Here is a 25657-nt window from a genome sequence, read left to right as displayed (position 1 = left end):
CTTTATGCCAAATGTTATCCCATTATCTCTGCCAAACATGCTGGGTAGCACCCCTTATACTTCCTATACCTATGCCTACCCACACAAAACAGCCTATCGCACCTTCGAAAGCCCACTACCACTCCATGAAATCTGGCAGGAAGCCGACCGACAGGCTCCCTTCCTTTATCTACATGTACCTTTTTGCGAGATGCGCTGCGGCTTCTGTAATCTTTTCACGACCATCAATCCCGCTACAGATTTTGTTGAGGATTTTCTACGTATGCTCAAACTAGAGGCCGGACAGGTCCGGGCGGAACTGGGGCCGGTTGCAATTGCGCGTATGGCTATCGGCGGTGGTACTCCCACCTATCTGGAGCCACAGCAATTGGAGCGGCTCTTTGGCATCGCGGAAGGACTCTTCGGGGTCACGCCAGGCACGGTACCACTGTCGGTGGAGACCTCGCCGTTGACGGCCACACCTGAACGCTTACAGGTTTTAAAAGATCATGGTACGGACCGTATCAGTATCGGCGTGCAGAGCTTTATGGAGGATGAGGTTCGTAGATCCGGACGGGCTCAGCAGACTTCGACGGTCCATCAGGCGCTAACTACTATTCGCGCACTGGATTTTGCTCATCTGAATATTGATCTGATCTATGGTCTACCCGGTCAGACCATCGCAAATTGGGAGAAATCTCTCCGGGCCGCCCTGGCCTATCAGCCGGAGGAGATCTATCTTTATCCTTTATATGTACGCCCACTGACAGGACTGGATCGTATCCAGCAGCGTTCGGGACACGATAAGGATGAGGATATCCGTCTGGCTTGCTATCAGGCTGCGCGCGATCTTTTGTTGGAGGCTGGCTATCAGCAGGTCTCGATGCGCATGTTCCAGTCCAAACGCGCCACAGTCCAGAATGGTCCAGTCTATTGTGTACAGGATGATGGTATGATCGGCCTGGGTTGCGGGGCCCGTTCCTATACACGTAGCCACCACTATTCCAATGAGTACGCGGTCAGCGCCCGTGGCGTCAAAGCGATCCTGGCTGAATATATCGCCACTCCTGCCGAGGCCTTTGCCTCTGCCCGCTTCGGTTTTACACTGGATGCTGACGAGCAACACCGCCGCTATGTCCTGAAGTCGCTCCTGGAGACCGGCGGACTCGATCGCCAGTCCTATCAGGATCGCTTTAACCAGGATGTCTTCCAGCACCTCCCTCAGATCACGGAACTACTAACCCTGGATTTAGTGGTCGAACGGTCAGGCCTGCTGCTGCTCACGGAACGTGGAATGGCCTACTCGGATACCATCGGCCCCTGGCTCTATTCGGCACAGGTACGTCAACGCATGGAAGGATATACGCTACGATGAAGCTCTCAATTCTCTATCGGGGTCCACTCTCAAGCTGCAACTATGGTTGCGATTACTGTCCTTTTGCCAAACACACTGAGACCCGTGCGGAACACGAACGCGATCGACAGGCGCTGGAGCGTTTCGTCGACTGGGTTGCGGAACGTCAAACGGATCAAATCGGCATCCTGTTCACGCCCTGGGGCGAGGCCCTGGTACGCCGTCGCTACCACGAAGCCTTTATCCGCCTCACCAATCTCCCTCAGGTCCATAAGGTTGCCATCCAGACCAATCTCTCTTCGCGCCTGGACTGGGTGGAGCGGTGCGATAAAAGCAAGACGGCGCTCTGGGCCACCTATCATCCTACTCAGGTCAATCAGGAGCGCTTTCTGGCCAAATGCCAGGAACTGGATCAGCGCGGTGTGCGCTATAGTGTTGGCGTCGTGGGCATGAAAGAACACACCCACGAGATCGAACAACTGCGGGCCACCCTACCTGACCATGTCTATCTATGGATCAACGCCTACAAGCGCCAGCCCGATTACTATACGCAGGAAGAGCTCCAACGCTTTACTGGTGTCGATCCGCTCTTCCCCATTAACAACCAGTACCATCCCAGCCTGGACGAAAGCTGCCGTGGCGGGCACAGCGTCATCTCGGTGGATGGTGATGGTACCATGCGGCGTTGTCACTTTATCAAGCAACCAATCGGCAACATCTACGATCCCAACTTCGCCGATCAGCTCTATGAGCGCCCCTGTAGCGCCAAAACCTGTGGCTGCCACATCGGCTACGTCCACATGGACAAACTACAACTCAACACCACCTTCGGCCAGGGTATCCTTGAACGCATTCCCGCCCAAAAAATCTGGTGATCAGCCCACATTAAACGTAGCCAGGGCATGTCTTTCATTGCCAACACCACCACAAGCAAAGGACACATGCCCTCCCAATCCTTTTCCCTTCATCACGCACACGCCCCGGTAGATGCGACCCTCAGCGGTCGCTTGCCACCGCCGCAGCGTAGTGGCCCGGTCTTCCCCGCGATTCCTTCCCCTTAGCCTGACGCGTTCCTTCACGCAGTGCCCAAAAGACCCCTCACCCCACACTATAAACGCACCCCCGAAACATTTATCACGTTTCAATCAGTGGGCGATAGTCATCAGGATTATCAAATCCGGCAATCCAGGCGACGGCCTGGCGGCAGCTCTTCATTGCGGGTGGAACGCGTAGCAAATAACTATGGGCGGTCGAAGGACACTTGACGGAGAGATGGACCAGCGGCTCATCTCCTGCCATCTCTACCTTCAACAAACGGCGCACACCACCTGGATCTTGATCTTCATCTATGACCTTTACCCGAGCATTACGCATAAAGACTTCCTGGTCCATCCGTTCGACCAGCACACGCCGCAACTCGACGTTATCTTCAGCAAAGACTTCTTCAGCGGTAATAGTCTCGGGCTCAAAAACGACGCGCTGGGGAACACGTACCGCGTGCCAACGCAACTGTACTTTATTGAGGGTGGCAGGTAAACCGCGTAAAGGCGTATTGGCCACATCCAGCCAGGAACGCACCTGGAGGTCCTGGGGAAGCTCTTCTAGCAATGGACAATCGCTGATATCCAGCTGGCCCACAATTTTCAGCCAGCCTGGCAACTGACGCAGATTGCGGCAATCACGCATATTCAGTCGTCCCAACGTAGCTGGTCCCCGTTGCGGAAATTCAGTAAGCCCCTGACAGCCTGAGATATTCAAGAAAATAACCTGCAAATCATTTGGCAATTCCTTGAGCGCCACACAATTCTGCAATTGTAGAGAGCCAGCTTTGAGTCCTGCCGGTAAAGATTCCAGCTGTTTAGAATCGCTGAGATTCAACACATTGGTGACTTGAATATCCGCTGGCAAACTCTTCAAGCCTGTCTCGCTGGCCAGCAAATCATAGCAGCGCAGCCCGGACGGTAACTGTTCAAGCTTGCGCGCGCCACTGATTATCAACCTGCGCACCTGCAAGCCAGCTGGCAGGCGCGCAGGTGGACAATCAGCCAATGAGAAATCCAGATCCCCCTGCACCAGCAGATTATCCGGGGCCGTGCCACGCAAGATCAACTTCTTTGCCTCGTCCCCGGACATCACTGTCACGGGGCACGAAGCAGATCTATCTGGTTGCTCAATCATCGACAAAGCTCAACTTCTTCCTGTCTCTATCCGGTCCGACACTAGTCGCGCACATACTTAATCGCTTGCGGCGTATATTCGCGCTGCTTCCAGACACGATACGTGCCCGGCTCCAGCGTAATCGGCTTATGCTCCTCATGGATAATGCGTACCGTATGGATCACTTGTAGGAAAAGCATTTCGCGGGTAGTCCACAGCACCGCATTCTCCGGCGTCTCCAGGCGATGGCTATGTCCCGTAATCTCACCGTGGGCCAGAATCGAGCTCTGTGTACGCGTCGCTGCCACTGGAAGCTCGGCAACCTGCTCAATTAAAACATCACCGTGTCTCCACATACGATTTTTCTCCTTCGGCACTATCAAATTCTATTAAATTGCTCTATATTACTATTCCTCCCCTCGTAGCCAAAAGCGGAAAAATGCCAGTGATAAATGAGGCGGCGCGTGATCAGTCTGTCTCTATCGCGTATATTATTGTAAAATATTATCAGAAACTTTCTATCAGCCACAGTGTAGTAATTGTTAATATAAAAGGTATCAAAAACGCAAAGGCAGGTCATTAAATTATGAGCGAAGAAAACAGTAATCTACTGAATAGTACGCCTTCTGAGCCGAAAAAACCTTTTCTCCAACCTCGCTTGACATGGAAACAACTCACTTTGACCTTGCTCCTGCTGCTCATTGTTATCTGGGCCTTCATTCCCGCTATACGCAGTTTTACACTTGTGGCTAATTCTAATCGTAGCCACCAGACACAAACAGATCCCGCTGGACTACCTGTAAAGAATGTCCAGTTTACCGCCACAGACGGGATTAAGCTCTCTGGTTGGTTGGCAATCGCTAACCCTCAGGCCCCCACCATCATTCTGGTCCATGGTTTCAAGGGGAACCGAACGGAAATGATACCAGCCGCCCGCATCCTTTATACAGGTGGCTATAATGTCCTGCTCTATGATAGTCGAGGCTGTGGTGCCAGCGAGGGGTGGGAAATTACTCTCGGGGCCAGAGAGCCACTTGACGTGCTTGGGGCCGTCAAATATCTGAAAGGACGCTCAGATCTAAGCAATAAGCACTTTGGCCTGGTTGGCAACTCGCTAGGTTCCGGTATCGTCCTCATGGCGGCGGCACGTGAGCCATCCATTCTGGCCACGGTCGCTGATAGTGTCTGGGTTGACAGTCAGGCACAGACTAATCGTATGGGAAGCCTGAACATAGGACCATTAACGCTTCCCTTACTGCCTTACGAACCCGCGCTCGTCGATCAACTTATTGGTGGACAACTCACCGCTACTCGCCCTATTGATGCTATCCATCAGCTCTCGCCTCGTGCTGTCCTCCTCATCCAATCCGCTGACGACCAGAATACAACCACCCCTCCTTCCGGTGAACATCAACTCTTCGCAGCCGCCGGCGAACCTAAACAAGAATGGATTGTTCCCACCGGAGGCCATACTGGCGCAGTCAGAGCACATCATGATGAATACGCTCAACGTGTTCTGGCCTTCTTTAACATCCATCTGAAGCTAACCTGAGTTTTCCTTCCTTAGCAAACCAGCCGACAGATGAATTACCCAACCAGCGCGGGAAAGCCCCCGTCATGTATGCGCTGGAGAGGTCTAAGAAATCGATTGTCAAATGACACTATGTACTCTTCTCTTCAAGTTCATCGCTGATATAGTGCTGGCAGACGGAACCGACAATCTGGCTGAGCCGCTCATCGGGGATCGCGCTCAGGGCCTCGGTGTGTAGCAAGCTACGCATAATAATGACGCCAATGAGTTGTGACAAGGCCAGCTCGGCGCGTAGATGCCCATCGGGACCGCCAACCTGCTCCGCAATAGGCTGCAGTAATTGTTCATTTAGGGTCTGGCGGAGTATGTCAGAGTTATCATTGCTCGATGCTGAACGGATCATGATGAGGAGCGGATCGCTGGCATCCTGTTTGCTCCGATGTGATATGTAGTGGTGAATCAAACTATGACCCAACCCCCTACTCTCTCCATCAAGGAAGTTGCTACAGCTGCCTTTATCTAGTGCTGCCAGGAAGAGGTTTTCTTTTGAACCAAAGTAGCGAATAACCAAAGCGGGATCGATACCAGCTTTGCAGGCGATGTCGCGAACGGTGACGCGCTCATAGCTAGCATGTGCAAAGAGCGTGCGCGCCGCCTCTAAGATAGCCTGGCGTGTCGCAACTGCGTCGCGCTCGCGACGACAACGATCAGAAGCGTGTTTAGCTGTGTCTCGTAAACTCATCCCGATTCCTCACTTTCCTGGACTCACTTGTATCTCTCATGCTTTTCCTATCTCGTCATCAATCATACCATAGTCAACAGGTGTTGACAAAAGCAGATGAGATAGATTATAGTTTTCTTAATAGTCAACAGGCGTTGACAAATGGATAGAGTCAGGCTTGATTGCGGGTATTTGGGTGCCTATCCTGGTGACACTGGGCGCAGCGCTCCTGATGTGTAGGACGTTGTGGCCGTGGGAGAACCATTCCAGACAAAACTATTCCCACTTTGGAGGAAAAATGAATACTGAAATAACGACAACAGAAGAAACATTCCAGCCAGATTATGCCGGACTCCAGTCCTATCTGGATTATGTCCAGAAACGGCGTTCTATACGTAAGCTTACCTCTGGCCCAGTCCCTGACGAGACGATTCGCGGGATCGTTGAAGCTGGCCGCTGGTCGCCTTCCTCTGCCAATTCACAGCCGACTCGGATTGTCATAGTGAAAGAGCGTCATAAGGAGCTTTGGGATTTTATTGAGAGCACATTGAAGCAGAATTTACAGGGGGAGCAATTGCAACGTGCTCTGAATCGCCTTCCTGGCTATCGTTCAGGTGTTTTCACGCTTGTTTTTTACGAGGACTCTGCCGTTGCTGACAATCCACCGTTTCCGGGAGGACAGGAACGCTGGAAAAATTTCTCTGCTCAGGCTCTGGGTATAGCTCAGGCTAATGTATGGAATGCTATCGCTGCCGCCGGGCTGGCAGCCTCCAATCAACATATTAATCTGCAAATAGAAGAGGAACTGCGTGACTTCCTGGGTGTACCTGCAACGTGGAGAAGCTATAGCATTTTTCCTGTTGGTTATGCAGACGAGACACCAGAGGAAGGAAGCCGTCACCCACATGAGGAAGTTATCTTCTACGAGCAGGGGCCGGCTGCGTAAGAACCTTTGCGACTTGACCAATCATCAGGCACTGGTTGTGAAGCATAACTTCAACCGGTAGGATCATAGGACCACGGGACATGAAACATTTGCCCCCGTGGTCCTATGATCCTGGATCTATTCTGGCAGATGCGCGATGGCTTCGATTTCAATCAAGAACTCTTCACGGGCCAGTTTGCGAACTTCGACCAGCGTGCTGGCTGGTGGATTGGCCGTGTTGACATAGTGATCGCGCACCTCGCGCAGGATCAGCACCTGCGAGATATCAACGACATATATATTCAACTTGACGACATGCGAGAAGTTAGCGTCAACCGCAGCCAGGGCAGCCTTCAGGTTTTCAAAAACCTGCTGCGTCTGCGCCCGGAAATCCTGCATTCCCACGATCGCTCCCACTTGATTAAGCGCAATCTGGCCGGCAATATAGATGGTCCGTCCCCGCGTGACCTCAACAACATGACTATAGCCCGGCATCGATGGCAGCGTCTCTGGATTAATAAAGCGTATAGTATTTGGATCAGTTGACATACACCATTTCCTTTCTCACAACAGATAACCTTTTTTCTATCTTTCCCTACTAATAAGCGAATGCCTATCCAGTATATAGCTCATGCCGCTTGATCGCAAACAGGCCTGTTTAAAACAGCTATCACCCATTTTTCGCAGTGGCATACACGAAATGGAAACCATCCACACGAACACGCCCACGTAGCTACGACCCTCACGCAGTACCCAAAAGCACTCTTCCCTTCCTCCAACCTGGCGCAGCAGGCGCCAAAAACAGGATAATTTAGGACTAATCTTTACCGCTACTGCTGCTATATTCATAGCAGTGGCAGGGTTGCCACGATCAGCATCTTTAGCATTCTAAAGGAGAAACGTTTTATGCCTTATGGATTTGGTTTGTTAGGTCTCTATGTACAAGATATCGAAAAAGCACAGCAGTTTTATGTAGATTTTCTCGGCATGACCCTGGTGCCAGAAAACTCCACACCGTCCTTTGTCTATCTCTTGCCCACTAAAGGGACCCCCATCGCCCTGCAAGCCGCCAGTACCCTACCAGCGGGCTCTCCGCCTCAGGTCGGTGGCTTCGAACTCAATCTGGAAGTTGAAGACCTCAAAGCCACCTGGCAGGCATGGCAGGACCGAGGCGTCGAAATCCTTAACGAGATTACCGATATGGGCGTTGGACACTGGTTCCGCGCCCGTGGTCCTGAAGGCCAACTGATCAGTGTCTTCCAGATGTACCCACAAACAGCACAATAACGACAAACCCCGGCGGATCCTGAATAATCAGGATCCGCTGACTATACTCCTTCATTTATCAATAAATACTGCCTCCTGCTGAACCCATCTTAAAAATGAGATATACTATAGCAGTATTTTCTAAAAACCTTATGTCAGTAAAGATGCTGCTATTCCCAAAGGAGGCAAGTATGCCAGTTGATTCCCAGACGCAGATCCTACTTGATCAGTTAAAGGCCTTTAATTTCTCTTTGACAGGCGACAAAACGCCGCAGGAGGCGCGTGATTGGGAGCGCACCCTACTTCAGGCCTTTTCTCATGACCCTGAACCGGTGGCTCACGTTGAGAACCGCACCATTCCTGGTCCGGAGGGCGAGTTGCCGGTCCGTATCTATCGTCCGGCGGGCAACGACCCGTTTCCGATTCTACTGTATTTCCATGGCGGCGGTTGGGTGATCGGGGACCTGGATTCTGAGGACGAGATTTGCCGAAGCCTGACCAATAAGGTGGGCTGTGTGGTGGTTTCGGTGGATTATCGACTGGCACCCGAGCATAAGTTTCCGGCGGCCCCTGAGGATTGTTACGCCGCTCTGCAATGGGTTGCAACCCATCCGGCTGAGATCCAGGGCGATCCCACGCGCATCGCGGTTGCCGGCACCAGCGCCGGTGGCAATCTGGCTGCGGTGGTAGCCCAGATGACCCGTGATCGCCAGGGCCCACCTCTAACGCTACAGGTGCTCTATGTGCCAGCCACTAATGGCTATATGAACACACCCTCTATCGAAGAAAATGCCAGCGGCTATCTGCTGACCAAGGCCGATATGCTCTGGTTCAATCACCATTATATCAATAGCTCAGACGACAAAGATAATCCACTGCTCTCCCCGATCCTGGCCGAGGACCTGACTGGACTCGCGCCTGCCGTGATCTTTACGGCCGAGTATGATCCACTACGGGATGAGGGCGAGCTCTATGGCCAGAAACTCCAGGCGGCTGGCGTACCCACGACCATCTCGCGCCGTGCGGGCGCTATCCATGGCTTCCTTGTTCCGGCGCAACTGGAACCAGTGCTAGAGTTATCGGCGGCCGCGCTCACTAAAGCCTTTGCCAGTTCCTGATCAATACAACGGTGGCCAGGAACAGCACGAGAGCATTGAAAATCGTGCCGTTGCTGGCCATTCATTTCATCAAACGTTCCTACAACCTACTTTTCTCATATGCAAAAAGCAGTCAGTAGATTAAAGTTGTCCAATTAATTGGGCTAACTGCTTGCGCTCAACATCAGAATCGTGGACGGCCACGGGCAATACCAGTAGCTCGTCGAGGCCACTCCCAAGGAGTTCGTTGAAGCGATGGGCAATCGCTTCTTGACTACCAGAAATCACCAGGCTGTTGACGAGATCGTCTGACATGATGCCACCAGCTTCGACTGGAAAGCCGGCGTCGGCGAACATGTTGGCGTAGAAGGGGAGCTTGCCATAGTTGCTGATCTGCTTACGTGTGGCGCTGATGACGGCCGACCTGTCTTCGCTCATGGCGACCAGTACATGGGCGACGAGCGGTGGTGGGGTGCGCCCTTGCTCTTTGGCGGATTCGTGCAGGATGGGCAGGCCGGTTTTGAGCAGGTATGGAATAGGACACAGCCAGGGTAAGGCTCCATCGGAGATCTCGCCAGCCAGTCGGAAGGCGCCCGCACGCAGGGTCGAGATTAATATCGGGATCTGCGCGGTACGTGGTAATGCTGCTGAGACGTTGAAGTAGCGCCCTTTGTGCTCGATCTTGCCTTGCCAGAGTCCGGCACGCACGATCTCGACATATTCACGCAGATACTCCAGTGGCTTCTCCATCGACAATCCATACATACCTTCCATGGTCGGTCGGTGGCTGGGACCAATCCCCAACCGCAGCCGGCCTGGGGCTATGTCATGGATTGCTAATGCCTGCATGGCCATGGTCAATGGATGTCGGGGATAGGTGGGTACGATTGCGGTTCCCAGCCGGATTACACTGGTCTGCATGGCGGCCGCTGCAAAGGTGGTCAGGGTATCGGGCGCGACTGGCATCTGGGTCATCCAGATCTGCCGCACACCTGCGGCTTCGGCCTCCACGATGGCCTGGACTGCCTTGGACGCGATTGCGCCGTTTATCACCAGGCCTACCCGCTCACGCACGGGACGACCAGAAGTTGATTGACTTAACGCTGCTTGCTCTACAGATTTGTCTTGCATAAAATTATCTTTCTTGTCGGCGCCAGCTTGCCTGGCAGACGAGCTGGCGCCTCTCAGTTCTACAACAAATTTTGTCTATATGAAGATGGACTTAGTAGCGTGAGGCGGGCAATTTGCGCGCTTTACGGATAAGCTCGAAGTATTGGTCGCCTCTGACTACAGTATAATCCGATCCCAGGTGATCTGCCACATATTTCATGTCGGTCGGGGTGAGATTCCAGGAAATTGCCAGGGCGGAGATGAAGAGTGGGCTACTCCGATTCCAGTGGGCGGCGCTCTGGCGGATGGCGCGTAACATCTGTACACGCTCGACGGCGGTGACTTGTGTGGAGACTGGCAGGTTTCCGGACGAGATGGAGGTCCGGCTAAGCTCGTTCCACCAGTTGAGGAGGATGCCGCTGGCGTTCAGCTGCTTGCTATAGGCTTGCGCGATTGCGTTGGATAACATGCTCTGGTTGTCAAGGATAAAGATGACGTGCATGCCGGTACGGTTCAGGTAGGTGTTTGAGCGTTGTAAAAAGCTGTTCAGGTTTCCTGGCGACCAGCTGGATGGATAACAATATCCTGAGCCGGAGGGACTGGCTATCAGGTCGTCGTTGGCGGTGGCGGTCAGTTGATAATGGTTTAAAATCGAGGGGGCGGCATCTATCAAAACGGGGTTGAGTGACCAGTTGAGTGGCACATGGCCGCGCTGCGGATCTTCCCAGAGTTTGCGCATGGTGTGCTGGGTGTATTGCAGGTTGTCTCCTTCGCTCATGGTCAGGGTGACGTAAATCTTTTTCTTGAGCGCGGGAGCCGGCACACTCTGCTGCACAAAGGTGGGAGCTTTGACTCCTGAGAAGACGGTGAGGTTGGAGAAGTAATCGGCGGCCAGCGTGTAGACGCCGTAGCTGGAGGTCAGGCGTACGCCGCGAAATTCTTTGTCGTACCAGCCCATATAGGGTGTGCCCGGTTCGACTCCTGAGAGGACACGCTTGAATAAATTGACTTCAACTGGATTGAGCAGGGAGTACCAGAAGACCATGGCGCGGTTGGCGACGGCGTAATCTCGCAGGTAACCATAGGTGGTGACACGCCCGACCAGTTTGCTGGGCGTGGTCGGGAGGAGTCCGACCAGTAGACGGTGGGAGGCGCGCGGCCATAAATGCTGGACCTGCCAGATGTTGGCCTCAAGGTTACTGCTAAATTTTCCGCGCAGGTCTGCCAGCACGGGGAGGTTGTATGGATCGGCTGTCAGGCGCGTCAAGAGGGCTGGACTTACTACCAGACCATCATCAAGTCCTGCCATGGTGGTGGCGACATTGACGCTATTCATGATTTTTGGATCATAGACGATCACGCCACGGGCCGCATAGAGGTATTTGTCCACTACTTCCCATGGATCGCTGTGGAGCCGATAGGGCACGCTTAAGTTGTAGAGCCAGGTCGCGACGCCCTCGGCTGGCAAACCTTCCATCAGGTAGATCTGTGGCCGTGATCGGTTGACTAATCCTTGTAAGGTTGCCAACATCAAACACAGATCTCCGGGCAAATCATTGACCTCCGCTACGTCTAGCAACTGCGGACTGGCAAAGGATGGCAGGGCCTGCCCGCGTGGCCAATTTATCCCCCCACCCTCATCGCCCAGTTGCAACTTCTGGGCCAATGCATGCCGCACGCTGGGCGAGAGCGTGGCCCGATCCAGTGAGGGAACGGCGACTCCAGTGAATTCCATCAATACAAAACCAAAACACAAAAGGACTCGCGCCAGGCGTAGCATGGGCGTCGTAAAAGTTCTCCCCATCGATATACTCCTCATCGCTGCGACGTAACATCCACTACATCAGTTATCCCACCTCTTACCATTCAATTGACTCTACGCCCTTGCCCAAAATGGAAATATCGTCATCAATACCGCTAACCACTACTCAGTAGCAACCGCCCCCAAACATACCATTACAAGCAAGTATTACAAGCAATCGGCATAGCCAACAATCAGTGACAGGTAGAGTATAAAGTATTTCACACCCATCTATACAATTTTTTTACCTTTACCGACCATATAACAAGCTCAATTGCACCGCTTTTTCTGACTACCCCAAAACTTATAAAACTGTGCCTTGAAGAACCTTCGGTCCCGCGAATTCACATAGAAATGGGTAGTGGAAAATACTGCATTTCACGCAATATTTTCCACTACCCATTGAAAACTTTTTTTGATTACTGTATGTCCAAAAATTTTACTCGGGCAAGAGCACACCATCTTTCTCTTCTTCTATCGCATTCTCACCTTTCGGTGCCGGGCGACCATTCAAGAGGATGCTGAGTCCAAGGAACACAAGGGCAAGCAGAGCGGCGACCACACCGATCCAGTTGAGCTGTGTGATGGGCAGGGTACGCAAGGCCACACCACCCAGCGCGGCCCCTCCGGCGATACCCAGGTAGAAGGCGGAATTGTTGAGGGCCAGGATCACATTCGCGTGCTCGGGTGCGATACTCAGGAGCCGATGTTGCTGCGGAATAAAGAGCATTGAACCTGTCACTCCCCAGATGAAGAGTATAAGCAGCGCACCAACAAATGTCGCGGTTGCCAGTGAGAGTAGGGCTTGTATGATTGCTAATACGATCAAGGCGACAATCAATAGGCGATTTGGACCAAAGCGATCCGCCAACCTGCCTCCTGAAAAGTTTCCACACACAATGCCCACGCCAAAGGCGACCAGCAAGCCGCTAATCTCCATAATATGTAGATTCTGCTGCAAGAGGGGCGCGATGTAGGTATAAGATGTATAAATACCCAGATTCCATACCAGTGATGGCAGTAAGGCTAATATGACACGTGGCTGCCCAATGGGAGCCAATCGGGCCTGCAGTGATAACGCGGATGGGGTGGTAGTCCTGGGCAAACCACGCAGAAGCAGTACCAGAAAAGCTACTGCCGCTAGCGCCGCTACCATGACAAAGGACATGCGCCAGCCAAAATGTTCTCCAATATAAGTACCCAGCGGTGAACCTAGCGCAGTCGCGACCGTTAGTCCAACTACAACCAGGGCCAGTGCCTGTCCACGTTTGGCGGGCGGGGCCAGTGAAACACCTACCGAGTAGGCAAGCGGCGCATAGCTGGCAGCGAAACAGCCGGCTAACACACGGGTAAGTAGTAAAAGTGGAAACGTGGGTGAGATCGCCGAAGCAATATTAGCCAGTCCAAAGAGACCCAGGGAACCGATCAACACACGATTAGGCGCGATCCGACCTGTGAGGGCCGCAAAGAAGGGCGCACCCAGACCATAGGTCAGTGAAAAGGCCGTCACTAACTGTCCTGCCAGCCCTTCCGCAACCCCGATATCTCTGGCTATTACGGGCAAAACGCCCGATACGACATTCGCATCCGTCCCCAATGCGAACATGCCCAGCGCTAACAAGAAAATACGCGGATTAATTTTATCTTCAGCTTGCTGACCGGATGATGCCATAGCTTGAGTCATGTGGAAGAATACTCCTCTTATTCGCGTTATAACTTTTTCGTTTTATTCCCACCAGGAACTTTTGATCATGGATGTAACAAAAGTTGTTACATCGGCGAGCAAAAAAAAACGCACTATCATTGCTTGTTTATAAGCGCAGATGCCAGCGTGTCATGACACGCTGGTCTCTGGCACAGACAGACCTGTACCGCTGCCTTGAGAATTATCAACGGTGTGACGCAACATATCAGCAATAGTCGTACTTGCCAATTCCTGATCCAGCGCCTCCTGGGCACGTGTATACACATCGTTCAATGCTGGCCGAATACCATGCCCAATCACACAGCGAGGATTCGGTGGCGTATGGTGCAATGAAAAAAGAGGATCTGGTTTGACCGCGCGATACACATCCAGCAGCGTGATCTCCTCAGGCCTGCGCGCAAGTTTCCAGCCCGCGTTACTGCCACGCTGAACGCTCACCAGCTGTTGATCCTCCATCATTCCCAATAGCCCTCGCAACGTTACCGGATTAGTCTTGACACTATGAGCAATCAGCTCCGAAGACGAAAATTCCTCCAGGTGAGCTGGCTGCGCCATCCAGGTCAGCGTATGAATCGCTAAAGTTAAACGACTATTGGCACTCATATCTCTTTTCCTCACTTTCACACACGCATTTGTATGCCTTCATCATCCGCTGTAATCAACATTGTTACAACCAGATGTAAGCATTATACTTACATCCACCCACACCTGTCAAGCCTGTTTGACACAACAGCTATCATTCATCTTTTGCCAACCCAACCATCAGTAAGACCACCCATCCCCCAACGATCCCTCCCCTGACCACGAACACGCCCCCCCGTAGTTACTATCCTCAGCGGTCGCTTGCCACCCGCCGCAGCATGGTGGCCCACTATCCCCGCGATCTCTCCCCCCATCACTTGACACCTCCCCTCACGCAGTGCCCAAACGAGACCTTCCCTCCCACCATAGCGTGGTGGGACTGGATAGGACCCCTCTTCAGAAAGCAAGCTTTTCTCCATCATCCGGAATGAGTACCTGTTGCGCCAGATCCTCTGCCTGCATGCGTGTACGCAAGGCCGCGCGCGAAAGCAGGCAATGGTTGACCGTTTCCATATGCACGGCCACCACCTGCGCAGCTGGTACAGCACGGCAGACACTGCATACATCATCCTCATTCATCGTAATCGGTCCACCACCGGTCACATATGTAGCGGCTCCCGTATTAAGCACAACCACCTCGGGAGCAAATTGTGCCAGAGCCTGCTTCACCTCAGGACACCAGATGCTATCGCCCGCGATATAGAGCGCTGGAGAATTATCTGCTTTGAGCACAAAGCCAGACACAGGACCCATCATTTTACCCAGTTCGCCACTGCCATGCTGACCACCTGTAAGTGAGATCTGTATCCCCTGCCATACCAATTGCTCAGTCACAGGCCTCACCTGCGAGAAACCAGCCTGTTCAATAGCCACTTGATCTTCAGGCTGGCAAAAAACAGGCAGCTGTTTCGGTAAAAGTTCCCGTGCAGCTGCATCCCAGTGATCCATATGGGTATGCGTCACCATGACCGCATCAATATGTTGTATCACCTGATGTAACTCCGCCTCCGTTAATGGAAGCTCAACCATCGGAATACGCCAGTCATTTCCCGCATTTCTAATGGGGTCCATGGCCCGCGCGGGACTAAGCATAGGATCAATAATTATATTTCTATCGTTGATTGTAAGAACAAAAGTTGTGTGACGAAGAAAATGTATCTGCATCTATTCCTCTTTCTAACCCGGAAGCTTGACAGCGCATATGCTACAATTGTAGAACCAGCATCGAAATATGTACAGGAAAAAAGCATGCCAATACATGCCTTTTCCTTTGCCCAGGAAAAACGTACCCGCATGTCCAACTCACCCTCTACCCATGATTCGTGTGCTTACACGTTCCCGAGCAATCATGCTTGAAAAACCATGATTCGTGTAGGCGCCACAGGCATGCGCTGCTTTCTAAACACGTACCACCTTTGATCAAGCCGCATGCCGGCCTTGCGTGTGGCGCCACTTCACGTACGACCAACCCGCTTCACACGTTTTCCCACCCAATCACGATCATGATCAAAGATGAAATATCGCTACGTGAGCTGTATCATCCACACCCAGGCCGGCATGCCGCTAAACACGAAAGCTGAACAATACTATTGAATGAGCGAGACCGAATAATTAAAGGTCGTGCCTGTCACCCGATACGATCCAACCCCGCCATTACCGTGCACGTAATGCACATAGCGGTCCCCAGAGTTTGAGGTTCCAAGAATAGCGTTGACATGGGGTCGCACCAACGCTCCATCAGGAATACTTAGGCTATCAAGATCAATGGTCCGTACCTGACCAACCGGATAGTTGTCGGTTCCACCAGCAGTACCGGTCTCGCCTGTGTCAGGATTCAGATACTCCACGGAGAAGTTCATTACAAAGGCCGCACTATTATAAGTGGATATCTTCTGCACCATCTGGGCATGCGCCGCCAGCTCACGCAGATCATGCAAACACTGACCCGACATACGCTCATGGGCCCCTACGGTCCCACTCAAAAGAACCATGCAGGCAAAGCCGCATAATAGCACACATGCCAATCGATAAGCCCTGGAAAAACTCATAGCTCCTCCTAATATTCTTTTCAAACAACAAGAAAGAGGAAATATATTTCCTCTCTTTTCATTATAAAAGAGGAGCGAAGCATTTTATCTACATACACAATACAAACGACAAAAAACAATTTCTGCTCTTGAAGTAGAAATTATTCCTGCTCAAGCAGTGGCACATGGTTGTGAAACTGGCTACGTCCAGCTAAATAAGCTCCAGGTGCGAGTCCAGCGAAGGTCTGAAAATCATGGATCAGGTGTGACTGGTCAAAGTAGCCCCAGTCCAGTGCCAACTGTGCCCAGTTGAGATCGACTGGCTCTGGCTGGATGGCTTCAAGCAGGCATTGAAAGCGTTGGAGGCGGCAAAATTGTTTGGGGGTGAGTCCGATGGCGTCTCGAAAGACCTGGATGAAGTGCTTCTGGCTGATGCTGAGCTGCTCGACGATGCGGCTGATGTTGGTGTCAACGGGAGCTTGCTGGATCTGGTTGAGGGCAAAGATGACGGAGGGATGAGGATAGTATACTGCGTCGAGGCGCTTGAGCAGAGCACGCTCAAGGACCATAAAGCGTTCCTGAGTACTCACGGCGGCCAGCAATTGCTCGTAGAGTTCGCGGGCCGATCCTCCCCACAGATCTTCCAGGGAGACCATTTGGTCACGTACTTCCGAGGCTGGTCGCCCTAAAAACGGTAGCGTCCCGCCTGGTTTGAATTCAACCCCGATAACGTTGAGCATACAACTGGTCACAATCAGAGTTGTGGCTGTGTGTGCCCCACTGATAACCGCACCGGAATAGCTCCGCAACTGATCTGGACTGCACGGATCGGCGACCTGCACCTTGTCCGTTTGCAGATTAATGATCAGTTCGATCATTCCATCTGGCAACCGGCGCTCCAATGTATGCGCGGCAGGAGCCCCCTCATACAGCCAGAAAGATGCCACCCAGTTCGCTAGCGGCGCGGCAGGAATATAGTGGAGAAGCATGCTCTCACATACTGCCTTGAGGATCCGACGCCAGTCGCGTCTTGATCTCCATCAGATGCTCCCACTGATGCTCCAACATGCGCCGCAGCACCTTGCTGGCTGTCTTACTCTGTGTGCCATGCTGGCTCTGCTCACTCAGCTCCTGCTCACTTAGCGCCTGGATCTTCTCGTTCTCCCGTGTACGCACATACTCCATCCAGGCGACAAACTCGTCCCTGGACATCTGCTCAGTCGAGCCGGGTCCAGGCACCCCTTCAAGCTTGCCAAAGCCGCCTCGAATATAAGAATACTCGGAGTTAAAGACATGCTCCAGGATCCCGCGAATCGGCCGGCCTGTAGCTGGCTTCTCCGTCCACTGCTCATCGCTTAAATCCTTCACCAGCACCATCATCTCCTCGCGCATCCACTGCGCACGCCGCAGACATTCGTCGCGCCGCTCCGCTGTCAATGGCTCCAGATCTCCCGGCCATACCAGCGCCGGATCTCCATTGCCGACCCAGGACCCTTTGGTGATATGCTCTGCCACCTCCAGTTGGATCTCTTGATCTACCTCTACCGCCTCCCCATGCCGCTGCAACAATCGCCAATACTCCCGTATAACTTCCGGTGTCCGCGCCATAGTCTCCTCAGTCGTCGGACCAGTCACCACACAGCCAGGCAGCGCCAATACATGGATCATCGTCTTTTTGTGTTGTGGACCCGACTCCAGGTATAATTGGTAAAGCATCAGCGGCTCCCTCCAAAATTCGAACAAAAATACCAGACACACCTGTTCCAGATGGTACAGATAATAGCCGCTAATGTCAACTCAATATAAGAAATACGCACCAAAAACGAGGTGAGCGCCCTTTCCATAGAGGAAGGGCGCTCGCCTGCTTCAGCGCAGTATTATTGCTGCGTTACCGGCTCCAGGTTGATTGGCCGGATCGGTTTGAGGTTCGCTTCAATCTCGCGCCGGTAGGGCTCCAGGAATGGTGGCAGGGACAACAGTTCACCGAGATGCTCGGGATCTTCGTCGCCAGTAAAACCTGGTCCGTCGGTGGAGACTTCAAACAGGACGCCATTGGGCTCCCGGAAGTAGATGGCGTGGAAGTAGTAGCGCTCGATGACCGGGGTGACGTTACGCACCACCTGGGCTAGCTTTGCGCGCCACTGCTCGTGCTCTTCGTTATCCGGTGTACGGAAGGCCACATGGTGGACACCACCGATGCCTGGACTTCCAAAGCGCAGGTCTGGCCGTACATCCAGGTGTACTTCAGCACCAGGGCCGCCAGGACCAACCTCAAAGACCTCCACAGTATAGCCTGGCTCGGCCTGATAGCTATACGTTGGACGGAAGCCCATCGTCTCTGTCAGTAGTTTCGCCGTTGGAGCACTGTCCCGCACCATCATGCGTACACCATACAGACCATGGATTCCCATTTCGGCTGGTACAGGACTCTTCTGCCACGGTTTGCCACCCATGCGACCCTCATCATCAACCAGTTCAAAGCGCTGTCCCTCTGGATCGCGGAAGGCCAGGAAAGCTTTTGGCTCGCTCTCGCTACGTACCTGAATGCCATCATGCTTGACCTGGTACTGATCAAAGCGCTTCACCCACCACTCCAATGTCTCGCGTCCGGTCACACCCAGCATAATCGCGGAAATCGTACCTACACCTGGACGGTTAGGTCCTGACTGCGGCCAGTCAAAGAAGGTTAGTTCCGTGCCTGGATGCCCGATTTCGTCACCATAAAACAGGTGATACGCTGAAACATCGTCCTGGTTGACGGTCTTCTTAATTAAGCGCAGACCCAGTACCTGTGTATAGAACGCTGCGTTCTGCGAAACGTTACCTGTAATTGCACTGAGATGGTGCAGTCCACCTAATTGCATGCTTTTTCTCCCTTGCGGAAATGAATGAGCTATCAATCTCTATTAATAGTTTAGAACTAAACTTACACGTAAAAAAAAGGAAGCACTACCTTAACGCATGATCCAGTTTGCGCAGGAGCCCTAATAACGAGGACACCTCAGCCGTAGAGAGGCCATGAAACTGTTTTGTGATCATCTCTTCCTGTGCCGGCACCACGCGCGCATAAAGCTCCTGGCCCTTCTCAGTCAGACTCAAACAATTACTACGCCGTTCCTGAGAACGTCGTAACAGACCCATTTTCTCCAAACGGTCCAGCAACTGCGAAATGTTGCCCTTCGTGACCAGCAAACGATCCGCCAGTTCTTGCTGCGTAATCCCACTGGCCGCCCCCACATGAGCCAGCACATCAAATTGAGCCGTACTCAATCCCCACTCACGCAAATGCACATCCGACATCCGGTCAATCTTCTGAAAGACACGGAAGAGACGCAACCACGCCATCACCGACGTCCGAGCCATCCTGATCACTTCCTTTCTTGTTTCATATCCACAGTTTAGTACTAAACTCAAAGTATGTCAAGAGCAATCACACCCTGATTTATAACCGTCCCGCCCATCCACCCTTACCATTGCTCCTCATCCCGCCACCCGTCTCATTGCCTCTCATTCCGCCACCCGTATCATTGCCCTTCAGCGGGCAATTCGTCCCGCCTTGAGGGCGGGACCCAGTACCTCTACCGCCCACCTCGCCCATACCACACCACCTCTCCCCACGCACTGCCCCCACTTCACCTTACCCCCTTGCAAAACTAAATATATTAGTTTATTATATATACATATTAGCTTTATGGTTATTCACATTAGTAAAAAACAAGGAAGTCCAAGAAAATGAAAATAAACAACGCCAGCCAGCATCTTTTCCAATTGACCTGCTATGCCGTCATGAATTGCTATCTTGTTAGCGAAGATGATGGTTTCACCTTGATCGATACGACGATAAGTGGACAGGGCAAATCCATCATCCAGATGGCACAGAAATTGGGTAAGCCGATTACGCGTATTGTGCTGACTCACGCCCATGTAGATCATGTGGGATCACTGGATGAACTGCACGCTGCACTTCCAGACGCTGAGGTGATGATTAGTGAGCGCGATGCACGTTTCCTTACAGGCGATAAGAGCCTGGATCCCACGGAGCCTCAGGTTCCCTTGAAGGGGGGCTATCCCGTTTGTACTACAAAGCCTACACGCCTGCTCCATGAAGGTGATCGCATCGGCTCCCTTGAGGTGATTGCGACACCCGGACATACGCCCGGACACCTGGCCTTTCTGGATCAGCGCGATCGTGCGCTTATCGTCGGCGATGCCTTCCAGACACAGGGTGGAACAGCTGTGTCTGGGAAGTTCCAACTACTCTTTCCACTGCCGGCGCTGGCAACCTGGCATAAACCTTCATGCCAGAATAGTGCTCGCAAACTCCTGGCCCTTCAGCCCTCTTTGTTGGCAGTCGGACATGGTCGTGTCCTTCAACAACCACAGGCTGAGATGCAGCGGGCCATTGAAACGATGGAGCGGCTTCTGGCTAAGGAAAAAGCAAAAGGAAAATAAACTATGTCGCCTAGAGCGGGTCTGGATCAAACCAGCATTACAGAGGCTGCACTTCAACTGGTCGATGAGCAGGGACTTGAAGCGCTTTCATTAAGCAATCTTGCGCAGCGTCTGGGGGTACGCACTCCTTCGCTATACAATCATGTTGATGGCTTGCCAGGACTCAAACATCTCCTGGCTGCCTCTTGTTTGCGCGAGGTCTTGGCTTATACGACCCGCTCAGCTATCGGGAAAGCGGGTAGTGATGCCATCGTTGCCTTCGCCAATACGTATCTGGCCTATGCACGCGAGACGCCTGCTCGCTATGCATTGACCCTTGCCCCCGATTCCGATGACCCGGAGGTGCAGAAACTGGCGACGCAACTGGTTGAGGTTGTCCAGGCAATCCTTGCCCCCTACAAGCTCGACTATGAAGACGAGATCCACGCGATCCGCAGCCTGCGCAGCATCATCCATGGCTTCATCCAGCTAGAACAAGCCTCCGGTTTCCGTATGGCCGTCGACCCACAGGCCAGCTTCGACTGGATGCTCAACCTGTTCATCACCGGACTGAACACTTGATGGCTATCATCCTTATACAATGGGAAACATCAGGAGCAATACTCTCAACTAAGCGCTTATTAACAAATAATACAACGTAGCGGCAGGTCTTGCACCTGCAACCTGTTCACGTACGACCATGTTACGGCATCGGGCGATGCTCTACCTCTTTCTGCCAGGCAGGGCTGGCCTTGATCGCGGTAGCGCTTTGATGAGAGTAGCGCTTCGTGTCTGCTCGTACACGTAGGTTGTATGATTGCCAGTCATCAAGGTGGCCAATCAGCAGATGATGCGTGCGACCCTTGATTTCACACAGCGTAATCAAGTTACCCGGATCAAGTTCGAGTTCCGGGTAGAGATGAAACGGTTTGATATGGTGCACCTGTAATCCTTTTCCTCGATGACCACAGACCACACAGGCTGGCTCGTGGCTGAGATGCTCATGAGCTACTCTAGGCCACTCAGGACTGCGAGCCCTGCCATACTGATTCGCGACTCTAGCACCAGGGTCTTTTTGCCAGGATGGAATGCGTCCATTTACCTTCGGAATGATTTTACTGTTGATCGAAGGACGTCTCCGTGCAGGAGCCTGGCCCCTACCTGAGCTCTGTCCTCGTTTACTCTGGGGACGGGGACTCGGTCTAAGATGAATAATAGCAAGTACTAAAACGAGAAAAATAACGATTACTAATATAGCTGCTAAAAGTGGATTATCTACCGAAATGTGCACATACATATTTCTTTTCTCCGCTACGCGCAAAAACATTCAAAGTAAACCTACTAGAAATGTTTTTTGCTGATAAGTCTCTAGAAAAGAATATATGAATTTAGCGGAAAATACAATCCCTTGAGGTTTATGGCTATCCGAAGCTCAGATGAACCAGCGGGTTCAACACTCTATCTGCAGCCGAGAGCTCATCGTTGCCTACACGCTGGTCCAGGATGATCGGGGAAGCGGGCAGATCACTATATGCTAGATCATCAAACAACAAAAATACACGATAGGGCTCGCGTTTTTTGCTCTCGCTAGATGGTGGATAGATCCAAACATGGCGAGCCATACGAGAACTGGTACACTCAGGCATCTTCCTGCTATCTCTTTCCATTATGGCTACCTTGAACGCCACAAATACCAAAAGCAGCCATCATTATTGTGTAGTACAGCTCAGAAAATACACATAGCTTTCCTGACTTGCCAGGTCGCATGAACAGCAAACAAGTCAGAGAAAGCTATGTTCAAAAAGGATTCCATTTTTAATAAAGTCACATGACGCAGACACTGACTTTATTCTGGAAACATAAGAGCATTTAACCGTGACCAGGCGCTTGCTAGATTTCCAGACTCCCTTAATTACATCATCTTCCCTGCAAATACTGCTATCTCAAGATGATGGGTGATGCTTTATTCATTCATCACCACCAAAGTATACTATGCATAATTCACCATCCAGTGGTGAATCTCGGTGTATAATAGATCAGTATAATCAATGAGCAAGGAGCAAGGATGCATGGGAATGACCGTTGATGGTATTTCATCCTTTGGAACACTACTGAATTCTTTTCGCAAACGCCGACATCTCACACAACAACAACTCGCAACCGCTATCGGTGTACATCGCAATGCCATCAGTAGATGGGAGTTGGGCGACTTTCTTCCGGCAAGCAAAGCCATAGTCGTTGAACTCACTCGACACCTGCACCTGAATGATCAGGAGAGCCGTCAATTGCTGGAAGCCAGTATGACGGCTCCCACACCTTACTGGAGCGTGCCCATCGCGCGCAATCCTTTCTTCACTGGACGTGAGGAGGTGCTGGCAACTCTACACACACAAATTGGTGCTGATCACATCGTTGCTCTCACCCAATCCTCGGCCTTACATGGTCTGGGTGGCGTTGGCAAAACACAGATCGCCCTGGAATATGCCTATCGCTATGCCCTGGAGTATCGGGCGGTCTTCTGGGTCGCGGCTGAAACCGAGGAGCAGATCGTCTCTAGCCTGTTGCGCATCGCCGATGTGCTCCAGTTGCCCGACCGTATGCATAAGGATCAACAACAGGTGGTCGCGCTGGTCCAACAATGGCTCAGCACACGGGATCAATGGCTTCTCATATGGGATAATCTGGAAGATCTGGAACTCCTCCCGCGTTTTCTACCTCCGACCCGGCAAGGGGCAATTCTCATTACTACCCGTAACCAGGCGCTGGGCACGTTAGCACGGGGCACAGACCTCACATCTATGGAGCATGAAGAAGGCAAATTGTTGCTGCTACGCCGGGCCCGCATACTCGGTCCGGAGGCTACCAGCCTTCACGTCCAGCAGTTTGCCACACGTCTACCAGACGAGTATACGGCCGCGGAAAAGTTGGTGGCTCTCCTGGGCTATTTGCCTCTGGCACTTGATCAAGCGGGCGCATATATCGAGGAAACTGGCTGTAGCCTCTCAGGCTATCTTCACAATTATGAACAGCAGCGCAACCGCCTGCTCGCTCGCCGTGGGGGTCCAGCAGCAGATCATCCTCAGTCGGTCAAGGCGACATTCCAGCTTTCAATGGCACGTGTCCAGCGCGAAAATTGTGCCGCCGCCGATGTATTACGTGTGTGTGCCCTGTTATACGCAGAAGAGATTCCCGAGGAACTATTTATAGCCGGGGCCAGTCACCTGGGACCAGAGCTGGCAGGCATGGCTACTGATCCCACCCAATTTGATCAGATGCTTGCGGTTCTGCGCAGCCTATCACTGGTACAGCGCCAGGCCGAGACCCGTACGCTATCTCTCCATCGTCTGGTACAGGCCGTTCTTCTCGATACCATGCAGGAGGCTGAGCAGGAGCAGTGGAGTCAGCGAGCAATCAATGACATCGATGCGCTGTTTCCTGAAATTTTGCCGACGACAGAACAGGCAAAGCACCAACAGGCTGAACGTCTCCTCCCTCATGCCCTCTTAAGTCTGCAGAGGACCGCGAACACGCTGGAACCGTCTGTGACGCTTGCCTCCTTAGCTTACAAGGCTGCCCAGTATTTGCGTGCGCGTGGCCGCTATGCCGAGGCCGAACCGCTCTACCTCCAGGCGTTACACACCCTGGAACAAATACACGGAGACTACCATCCAGACATAGCTCGCACCCTCAATTATCTGGCGGTCCTCTACTGGCAGCAAAGCAAGTATACCGAGGCTGAACCGCTCTATCTCCGAACGCTCCATATTCGAGAACACACACTAGGACCGGACCATACTGATGGGGCGGCTTCGCTCAATAACCTTGCACTTCTCTACTGGAGCCAGGGCAAATATGCTGAGGCTGAACCCCTCTATCTCCGTGCGCTACACATCCGCGAACGCACGCAGGGGCCAGATCATATGGATGTCGCGACCTCGCTCAACAATCTTGCGGCACTTTACTGGGATCAGGGAAAATATGCTGAGGCCGAACCCCTCTATCAGCGCGCATTGCATATCCTGGAGCAAGTTCTGAGTCCCCACCATCCCCTTCTGGCCCAGACACTCAGCAATCTCGCACTCCTCTACCATGATCAAGGCAAATACACCGAGGCCGAACCTCTCTATCTCCGCGCCTTACATATGCTGGAACAGGCTCAGGGGCCAGATCATCCCGATCTGACCCAGGCATACAACAACCTCGCGAACCTCTATCAGGATCAAGGGAAGTACGTGGAGGCCGAACCTCTCTATCAGCGCGCATTACACTTGATGGAGCAGACACAAGAGCTCCAGCATCCCAATATCGCTACATCACTCAATGGGCTGGCGAACCTTGCCCGCCATCACCACAATGATACAGAAGCTGAAGCGCTCTACCAAAAAGCCCTCTCCATCCGCGCAGAGGTGCTCGGCCAGCAGCACCCCGATACGGCCACTACCCTGTATGATCTGGCAATTTTTCGCCAGCAGCAGGGCAACATAGCCGAGGCGCACACCTTCGCCGAACGTACATTGCAGATCCGCTCCCAGGCTCTCGGAGCGGATCATCCAAAAACAATGAGTACACAGGCGCTCTATACCCTGCTAACACAAAAGCAGGCTGAAATAGCTTCCGAAGCGCCAGCGGCAGACACGCCCGTCACCAACAATCACCAGGAAAAAACATCGCCGCCTGACGACCCATCCGCCTCCGCCAATGACCCATTACAAGCATTCATTACTGCCTGCTGTGAACTACATCCCCGCGCCTGGTGTGGTTCCGCCGACCTATGGCAGGCCTATCAACACTGGGTAGAAGAGCAACAGGAACGTTTTCCACTCTCGCGTAAAACGTTCATTGCCCAACTGAAAACCCACGGCTTTCACGCCGATCGAACCAGCACCACACGCATCTGGCGCGGAATTGCACTCATAGAAAAAGGACCATGACAGAAAATGACGGAAGATGACACCTCTCATCACCACATCT

General features: G+C 52.5%; 26 protein-coding genes. 9 read left to right on the top strand and 17 right to left on the bottom strand.

Annotated elements, in window-relative coordinates; all coding sequences use genetic code 11:
* Window positions 1-4: 4 nt before the first annotated feature.
* Window positions 5-1354: an STM4012 family radical SAM protein gene (locus EL633_RS22070; protein WP_126629275.1), complete on the top strand. Its 1350-nt coding sequence runs from the start codon at window positions 5-7 to the stop codon at window positions 1352-1354.
* The gene (locus EL633_RS22065) at window positions 1351-2208 is read left to right on the top strand and encodes an STM4011 family radical SAM protein (protein WP_126629274.1); all 858 of its coding nucleotides are present in this window, start codon (window positions 1351-1353) and stop codon (window positions 2206-2208) included. Before EL633_RS22070 ends, EL633_RS22065 begins: the two co-directional genes overlap by 4 nt.
* Window positions 2209-2467: 259 nt before the next feature.
* On the opposite strand, the gene EL633_RS22060 is transcribed toward EL633_RS22065, so the two are convergent.
* Both EL633_RS22060 and EL633_RS22055 read right to left on the bottom strand, forming a co-directional pair.
* A complete protein-coding gene (locus EL633_RS22060) occupies window positions 2468-3511 on the bottom strand; it encodes a DUF6745 domain-containing protein (protein WP_126629273.1) in 1044 nt (347 codons plus the stop codon).
* A 41-nt stretch (window positions 3512-3552) separates the two neighbouring features.
* Window positions 3553-3846: a DUF8820 family protein gene (locus tag EL633_RS22055; RefSeq protein ID WP_126629272.1), complete on the bottom strand. Its 294-nt coding sequence runs from the start codon at window positions 3844-3846 to the stop codon at window positions 3553-3555.
* 230 nt (window positions 3847-4076) lie between these two features.
* Here EL633_RS22055 and EL633_RS22050 point away from each other — a divergent pair, with 230 nt between their 5' ends.
* Window positions 4077-5042: an alpha/beta hydrolase gene (locus EL633_RS22050; RefSeq protein WP_126629271.1), complete on the top strand. Its 966-nt coding sequence runs from the start codon at window positions 4077-4079 to the stop codon at window positions 5040-5042.
* Window positions 5043-5151: 109 nt separating this feature from the next.
* Here EL633_RS22050 and EL633_RS22045 read toward each other — a convergent pair whose 3' ends face one another.
* Window positions 5152-5763: a TetR/AcrR family transcriptional regulator gene (locus EL633_RS22045; RefSeq protein ID WP_126629270.1), complete on the bottom strand. Its 612-nt coding sequence runs from the start codon at window positions 5761-5763 to the stop codon at window positions 5152-5154.
* Window positions 5764-6040: 277 nt separating this feature from the next.
* Between EL633_RS22045 and EL633_RS22040 the strand changes: the two genes are divergently transcribed.
* A complete protein-coding gene (locus EL633_RS22040) occupies window positions 6041-6688 on the top strand; it encodes a nitroreductase family protein (RefSeq protein WP_161982326.1) in 648 nt (215 codons plus the stop codon).
* Window positions 6689-6805: 117 nt separating this feature from the next.
* Here the strand turns inward: EL633_RS22040 and EL633_RS22035 are convergent, their stop codons facing one another.
* Window positions 6806-7216, bottom strand: a complete 411-nt coding sequence (locus tag EL633_RS22035) for a RidA family protein (protein ID WP_126629268.1) — start codon at window positions 7214-7216, stop codon at window positions 6806-6808.
* Window positions 7217-7573: 357 nt separating this feature from the next.
* Here EL633_RS22035 and EL633_RS22030 point away from each other — a divergent pair, with 357 nt between their 5' ends.
* A complete protein-coding gene (locus tag EL633_RS22030) occupies window positions 7574-7954 on the top strand; it encodes a VOC family protein (RefSeq protein WP_126629267.1) in 381 nt (126 codons plus the stop codon).
* A gap of 170 nt (window positions 7955-8124) precedes the next feature.
* On the top strand, window positions 8125-9051 hold the full coding sequence (gene lipP1 / locus EL633_RS22025; protein WP_126629266.1) for a LipP1 family hormone-sensitive lipase: 927 nt from the start codon (window positions 8125-8127) through the stop codon (window positions 9049-9051).
* Window positions 9052-9171: 120 nt separating this feature from the next.
* Here the strand turns inward: lipP1 and EL633_RS22020 are convergent, their stop codons facing one another.
* The 11 genes from EL633_RS22020 to EL633_RS21975 all read right to left on the bottom strand — a co-directional run bounded on the left by EL633_RS22020 (window position 9172) and on the right by EL633_RS21975 (window position 19618).
* Entirely contained in the window at window positions 9172-10161 is a 990-nt protein-coding gene (locus tag EL633_RS22020) for an LLM class flavin-dependent oxidoreductase (protein ID WP_126629265.1), read from the bottom strand.
* A gap of 91 nt (window positions 10162-10252) precedes the next feature.
* Window positions 10253-11944, bottom strand: a complete 1692-nt coding sequence (locus EL633_RS22015; RefSeq protein WP_161982325.1) for a GxGYxYP domain-containing protein — start codon at window positions 11942-11944, stop codon at window positions 10253-10255.
* Window positions 11945-12380: 436 nt separating this feature from the next.
* Complete coding sequence (locus tag EL633_RS22010; protein ID WP_126629263.1) at window positions 12381-13625, bottom strand: MFS transporter; 1245 nt, start codon at window positions 13623-13625, stop codon at window positions 12381-12383.
* Window positions 13626-13775: 150 nt separating this feature from the next.
* Window positions 13776-14249: an Rrf2 family transcriptional regulator gene (locus tag EL633_RS22005; protein ID WP_126629262.1), complete on the bottom strand. Its 474-nt coding sequence runs from the start codon at window positions 14247-14249 to the stop codon at window positions 13776-13778.
* Between the two features lie 137 nt (window positions 14250-14386).
* A complete protein-coding gene (locus EL633_RS36645) occupies window positions 14387-14542 on the bottom strand; it encodes a hypothetical protein (protein ID WP_161982324.1) in 156 nt (51 codons plus the stop codon).
* Window positions 14543-14624: 82 nt separating this feature from the next.
* Window positions 14625-15392 carry an MBL fold metallo-hydrolase gene (locus EL633_RS22000; protein ID WP_126629261.1) on the bottom strand — a complete coding sequence of 256 codons (768 nt, stop codon included), beginning with the start codon at window positions 15390-15392 and terminating at the stop codon, window positions 14625-14627.
* Window positions 15393-15814: 422 nt separating this feature from the next.
* The gene (locus tag EL633_RS21995; RefSeq protein ID WP_126629260.1) at window positions 15815-16276 is read right to left on the bottom strand and encodes a hypothetical protein; all 462 of its coding nucleotides are present in this window, start codon (window positions 16274-16276) and stop codon (window positions 15815-15817) included.
* A 140-nt stretch (window positions 16277-16416) separates the two neighbouring features.
* Window positions 16417-17244 (bottom strand): AraC family transcriptional regulator, encoded by an 828-nt coding sequence (locus EL633_RS21990; protein WP_126629259.1) that lies wholly within the window; start codon window positions 17242-17244, stop codon window positions 16417-16419.
* A gap of 4 nt (window positions 17245-17248) precedes the next feature.
* Window positions 17249-17971: a DinB family protein gene (locus EL633_RS21985; protein ID WP_126629258.1), complete on the bottom strand. Its 723-nt coding sequence runs from the start codon at window positions 17969-17971 to the stop codon at window positions 17249-17251.
* A gap of 161 nt (window positions 17972-18132) precedes the next feature.
* Window positions 18133-19119, bottom strand: a complete 987-nt coding sequence (locus tag EL633_RS21980) for a ring-cleaving dioxygenase (RefSeq protein WP_126629257.1) — start codon at window positions 19117-19119, stop codon at window positions 18133-18135.
* Window positions 19120-19204: 85 nt separating this feature from the next.
* The gene (locus EL633_RS21975) at window positions 19205-19618 is read right to left on the bottom strand and encodes a MarR family winged helix-turn-helix transcriptional regulator (protein WP_126629256.1); all 414 of its coding nucleotides are present in this window, start codon (window positions 19616-19618) and stop codon (window positions 19205-19207) included.
* Between the two features lie 369 nt (window positions 19619-19987).
* On the opposite strand from EL633_RS21975, the gene EL633_RS21970 reads away from it, so the two are divergent.
* Window positions 19988-20707, top strand: coding sequence for an MBL fold metallo-hydrolase (locus EL633_RS21970; protein ID WP_126629255.1), 720 nt, complete (start codon window positions 19988-19990; stop codon window positions 20705-20707).
* Between the two features lie 3 nt (window positions 20708-20710).
* Window positions 20711-21268 carry a TetR/AcrR family transcriptional regulator gene (locus EL633_RS21965; protein ID WP_126629254.1) on the top strand — a complete coding sequence of 186 codons (558 nt, stop codon included), beginning with the start codon at window positions 20711-20713 and terminating at the stop codon, window positions 21266-21268.
* Window positions 21269-21389: 121 nt separating this feature from the next.
* On the opposite strand, the gene EL633_RS21960 is transcribed toward EL633_RS21965, so the two are convergent.
* On the bottom strand, window positions 21390-21977 hold the full coding sequence (locus EL633_RS21960; RefSeq protein ID WP_161982323.1) for an HNH endonuclease: 588 nt from the start codon (window positions 21975-21977) through the stop codon (window positions 21390-21392).
* Between the two features lie 130 nt (window positions 21978-22107).
* Window positions 22108-22353 (bottom strand): hypothetical protein, encoded by a 246-nt coding sequence (locus tag EL633_RS21955; protein ID WP_126629252.1) that lies wholly within the window; start codon window positions 22351-22353, stop codon window positions 22108-22110.
* Window positions 22354-22755: 402 nt separating this feature from the next.
* Here EL633_RS21955 and fxsT point away from each other — a divergent pair, with 402 nt between their 5' ends.
* The gene (gene fxsT, locus EL633_RS21950) at window positions 22756-25617 is read left to right on the top strand and encodes an FxSxx-COOH system tetratricopeptide repeat protein (protein ID WP_246039185.1); all 2862 of its coding nucleotides are present in this window, start codon (window positions 22756-22758) and stop codon (window positions 25615-25617) included.
* Window positions 25618-25657: the final 40 nt, after the last annotated feature.

The organism is Dictyobacter alpinus (assembly GCF_003967575.1).
GTDB lineage: Bacteria > Chloroflexota > Ktedonobacteria > Ktedonobacterales > Ktedonobacteraceae > Dictyobacter > Dictyobacter alpinus.
This window is presented reverse-complemented; position numbering and strand designations above follow the sequence as displayed.

Bases quoted from the DNA above. Each gene is read 5' to 3' on its own strand.
- lipP1 (WP_126629266.1), top strand. From the start codon at position 8,125: ATGCCAGTTGATTCCCAGACGCAGATCCTACTTGATCAGTTAAAGGCC.
- EL633_RS22020 (WP_126629265.1), bottom strand. From the start codon at position 10,161: ATGCAAGACAAATCTGTAGAGCAAGCAGCGTTAAGTCAATCAACTTCT.
- EL633_RS22035 (WP_126629268.1), bottom strand. From the start codon at position 7,216: ATGTCAACTGATCCAAATACTATACGCTTTATTAATCCAGAGACGCTG.
- EL633_RS21965 (WP_126629254.1), top strand. From the start codon at position 20,711: ATGTCGCCTAGAGCGGGTCTGGATCAAACCAGCATTACAGAGGCTGCA.
- EL633_RS22055 (WP_126629272.1), bottom strand. From the start codon at position 3,846: ATGTGGAGACACGGTGATGTTTTAATTGAGCAGGTTGCCGAGCTTCCA.
- EL633_RS22030 (WP_126629267.1), top strand. From the start codon at position 7,574: ATGCCTTATGGATTTGGTTTGTTAGGTCTCTATGTACAAGATATCGAA.
- EL633_RS22060 (WP_126629273.1), bottom strand. From the start codon at position 3,511: ATGATTGAGCAACCAGATAGATCTGCTTCGTGCCCCGTGACAGTGATG.
- EL633_RS21955 (WP_126629252.1), bottom strand. From the start codon at position 22,353: ATGGAAAGAGATAGCAGGAAGATGCCTGAGTGTACCAGTTCTCGTATG.
- EL633_RS21980 (WP_126629257.1), bottom strand. From the start codon at position 19,119: ATGCAATTAGGTGGACTGCACCATCTCAGTGCAATTACAGGTAACGTT.
- EL633_RS22065 (WP_126629274.1), top strand. From the start codon at position 1,351: ATGAAGCTCTCAATTCTCTATCGGGGTCCACTCTCAAGCTGCAACTAT.
- EL633_RS21995 (WP_126629260.1), bottom strand. From the start codon at position 16,276: ATGAGTTTTTCCAGGGCTTATCGATTGGCATGTGTGCTATTATGCGGC.
- EL633_RS22005 (WP_126629262.1), bottom strand. From the start codon at position 14,249: ATGAGTGCCAATAGTCGTTTAACTTTAGCGATTCATACGCTGACCTGG.
- EL633_RS22045 (WP_126629270.1), bottom strand. From the start codon at position 5,763: ATGAGTTTACGAGACACAGCTAAACACGCTTCTGATCGTTGTCGTCGC.
- EL633_RS21990 (WP_126629259.1), bottom strand. From the start codon at position 17,244: ATGCTTCTCCACTATATTCCTGCCGCGCCGCTAGCGAACTGGGTGGCA.
- EL633_RS21970 (WP_126629255.1), top strand. From the start codon at position 19,988: ATGAAAATAAACAACGCCAGCCAGCATCTTTTCCAATTGACCTGCTAT.
- EL633_RS22015 (WP_161982325.1), bottom strand. From the start codon at position 11,944: ATGGGGAGAACTTTTACGACGCCCATGCTACGCCTGGCGCGAGTCCTT.
- EL633_RS22010 (WP_126629263.1), bottom strand. From the start codon at position 13,625: ATGACTCAAGCTATGGCATCATCCGGTCAGCAAGCTGAAGATAAAATT.
- EL633_RS22050 (WP_126629271.1), top strand. From the start codon at position 4,077: ATGAGCGAAGAAAACAGTAATCTACTGAATAGTACGCCTTCTGAGCCG.
- EL633_RS21985 (WP_126629258.1), bottom strand. From the start codon at position 17,971: ATGCTTTACCAATTATACCTGGAGTCGGGTCCACAACACAAAAAGACG.
- EL633_RS36645 (WP_161982324.1), bottom strand. From the start codon at position 14,542: ATGGGGGGAGAGATCGCGGGGATAGTGGGCCACCATGCTGCGGCGGGT.
- EL633_RS22070 (WP_126629275.1), top strand. From the start codon at position 5: ATGCCAAATGTTATCCCATTATCTCTGCCAAACATGCTGGGTAGCACC.
- EL633_RS21975 (WP_126629256.1), bottom strand. From the start codon at position 19,618: ATGGCTCGGACGTCGGTGATGGCGTGGTTGCGTCTCTTCCGTGTCTTT.
- EL633_RS22040 (WP_161982326.1), top strand. From the start codon at position 6,041: ATGAATACTGAAATAACGACAACAGAAGAAACATTCCAGCCAGATTAT.
- EL633_RS22000 (WP_126629261.1), bottom strand. From the start codon at position 15,392: ATGCAGATACATTTTCTTCGTCACACAACTTTTGTTCTTACAATCAAC.
- fxsT (WP_246039185.1), top strand. From the start codon at position 22,756: ATGGGAATGACCGTTGATGGTATTTCATCCTTTGGAACACTACTGAAT.